This is a genomic window from Blautia sp. ZXY-1-B12 (assembly GCF_056339915.1).
The window spans coordinates 1-2,813 of sequence record NZ_JBWJVP010000052.1 but is presented as its reverse complement, the minus strand read 5'-3'; the positions used below and the strand labels follow the sequence as shown (position 1 = coordinate 2,813).

3 protein-coding genes and 1 pseudogene are annotated in these 2,813 nt (G+C 44.1%); all 4 read right to left on the bottom strand.

Annotated features, from left to right (window positions below):
- Positions 1-228: 228 nt before the first annotated feature.
- Complete coding sequence (locus tag AC075L_RS04190) at positions 229-921, bottom strand: response regulator transcription factor (RefSeq protein WP_008706194.1); 693 nt, start codon at positions 919-921, stop codon at positions 229-231.
- A 10-nt stretch (positions 922-931) separates the two neighbouring features.
- On the bottom strand, positions 932-1,762 hold the full coding sequence (locus tag AC075L_RS04185) for a ComEA family DNA-binding protein (protein WP_476387174.1): 831 nt from the start codon (positions 1,760-1,762) through the stop codon (positions 932-934).
- Between the two features lie 96 nt (positions 1,763-1,858).
- Entirely contained in the window at positions 1,859-2,293 is a 435-nt protein-coding gene (locus AC075L_RS04180; protein ID WP_055152683.1) for a DMT family transporter, read from the bottom strand.
- 129 nt (positions 2,294-2,422) lie between these two features.
- Positions 2,423-2,813: pseudogene (locus tag AC075L_RS04175) on the bottom strand (hypothetical protein); the annotation flags it as partial.

Here is a 2,813-nt window from a genome sequence, read left to right as displayed (position 1 = left end):
GGACACTTGCCGGTTTTGCTGCTTTTTACGAATTTGGGGTAAAAGAATGCCTGATATTGTCAGTGGCAGCACTGATCGTGACTGATCTTCTTGTACATGGATACATCATAATTACAGATAAAATAAAAAACAGAAAATAGCAGAATGCATTTTATCTGCACAAAAAACAGACCACATTTTATGATCTTTGTTTCATAAAATGTGGTCTGCCTGTTTCATGCGTTCTTTTTATTGAGCCTGGAAATAATATCCAACGCCCCATTTCGTGTGTACATACTTCGGTTCACTCGGATTGGTTTCAATCTTCTCGCGAAGACGACGGATATGTACATCCACTGTACGTACATCACCCGGGTATTCATAACCCCATACAATATTCAGCAGGTTCTCACGGCTGTAAACCTTATTCGGATTAAATACCAGGAGCTCCAGTACATCGAATTCCTTTGCTGTCAGATTAATCTCTTTTCCTGCAATAAATACACGTCTGCCTTCACAGTCCATACGAAGATCGCCCACCTGAATGCTCTTTGCCTTTTCTTTCTCCTCGTGGTCGCTTCCCGCACGGCGCATGATCGCTTTGATACGTGCCTTAACTTCCAGGATATTGAACGGTTTGGTGATATAATCATCCGCACCATATTCAAGACCAAGGATCTTATCCATATCCTCGCCCTTAGCTGTCAGCATCACGATCGGCACATTGGAAAATTCGCGGATCTGCTGGCATACTTCCAGCCCGTCCATCTTCGGCAGCATCAGATCCAGAAGGATAATATCATATTTTTTATCTTTTGCTTTCTCTACTGCCTCTTCTCCATCATAAGCGCAGTCTACCTCCATACCATCCTGTTCCAGACTAAAACGGATTCCTTTTACGATCAGTTTCTCATCATCTACTACCAAAACTTTCCTGCTCATTCGGTTCTCCTTATCCTACTACTATCTCATCTTTTATCTTTGCAAAAGTACCTTCTTTAATACCCTGTACATTCATAATATCCTCTATCGCAGCAAATGGCCCGTTCTCTTCTCTGTAGGCAATGATCGCCTGTGCACGTGTTGCACCGATCCCCGTCAGCGTAGTAAGCTGAGCTTCATCTGCTGTATTTATGTTGATCCTGTTATCCTGCTGAACCTGAACAGTCAGCCCTGCATTCTGTCCTGTCCCGGCGTTTCCGTTCATCTGCCCATCTGCTGCTTTGGCCATCTCTGCCGGATCCAGTCCCTGCCGCTCCATCTCTTCCTGTGTGAGAATATAAAGCTGCTGTCCGTCTGTCAGAACTCCTGCACGGTTTACACAGGTTAGAGCTGCCTCGGGAAGATATCCTCCCGCCGCCTCAATAGCCTGAAACACCCGGCTTCCGGCTGCCAGCTGAAAGACTCCCGGATTTGCAACTGCTCCGCACACATCTACATAGATCATCTCTGGCTGCGTTTCCTCAGTTGAATTTATCTCCGTCCCATTACCTGCATCTGAACCATCTGATTCTGCCTGTTTTTCCCGGGACTCTGCAGAACTGCCATCATCATTCTGTCGGTCTTCTGTATCAGCTTTCTTCTCATCTGTATCTTTCTTCGACTTCTGTCCTGATGTTTTCTCTTCTGATGACTCCGCATCCACCTCTGCCTTTGCTTCCTGCAATCCATCTATCAGAAACTGTGCCTCTCTGCTCTTACATCCTGTCAGTCCTGTAAGAAACAAAGTTCCGCATAATATCAGTGTCACAGTATAACAACACCTGTTTTTTATTTTTGTCATAAGGATCCTCCTCTTATTTCTCAGAGTAAGAGTCCCCCTGTCCATAATGCCACCCTTATTGTAACGAAATCTTAATGATTTTACAATAGTAAACTCTTATTTTTGCCACTTAAATATAACAATTCCGGAAATTGCAATCAGCAATCCAAGGATTTTGCGCCATTCAAAGGGTTCTTTATCTACCCCAAACAATCCAAATAATTCAATTACATAAGCAACTGCCAGCTGCGAAATGACGATCAGCATTGCCGCCCTGGCAGGTCCAAGAGCTCCCATGCTCTGGATTACTGTAATTGTAATAAACGCTCCGATCACACCACCAAGGAGTGTATATTTATTGTCCACCTGCCAGAGCGCAGCCACACTTTCCCGTCCTGTGAAAAGCCAGGCAAGAACACAGACTGCAAAAGCCGACAGCTGCACCCAGCCGGTTGATACCCAGAGACTGGTCTGCTTTGTCACTTCCGTATTAAAAACTCCCTGAATACTCATCAGTGCCCCCGAAATCAATGCCACTATAAATCCCCACATAAATATGCCCTCCTGGATAATATGATCATTCTGCTTACTCCGGTAATCATTTCTGTACCGAAAAGAGGTACTGCCGTTTAGCAGCACCTCTTGTTTTCTTTAGTATCAGTTTATTCAGTTACGAAAAAATCATACAGCAAATTTCTTCATTGTGGAATATGGACTGTAAACTCTGGACTTGTTCTTGGAGGTTCTATTCCAGGATCGCACTGTCACATACCAGGTACCTTTCTTTACGTTTGTAAAGGTTACAGTTACGGTATTTTTGCCTTCTGTACGTTTCACATATTTCTTAACCGGATACTTCTCTCCTGCGGAGGTCTTGTATTTGGTTCCGAGCAGAATCTCATAACCTGTGGCATTTTTACATTTTGTGTAAGTAACAGTCACTGTGTTTCCTTTTACAGTGATATCCCTGATCTTTGGCTGCTGTGGTGTGACAACTGTGATCTTGATCTTTTTAACCTTTGTCCAGGAACCATAGACCTTATTGCCCTGTGCATCCAGAACCCAGCTTCGG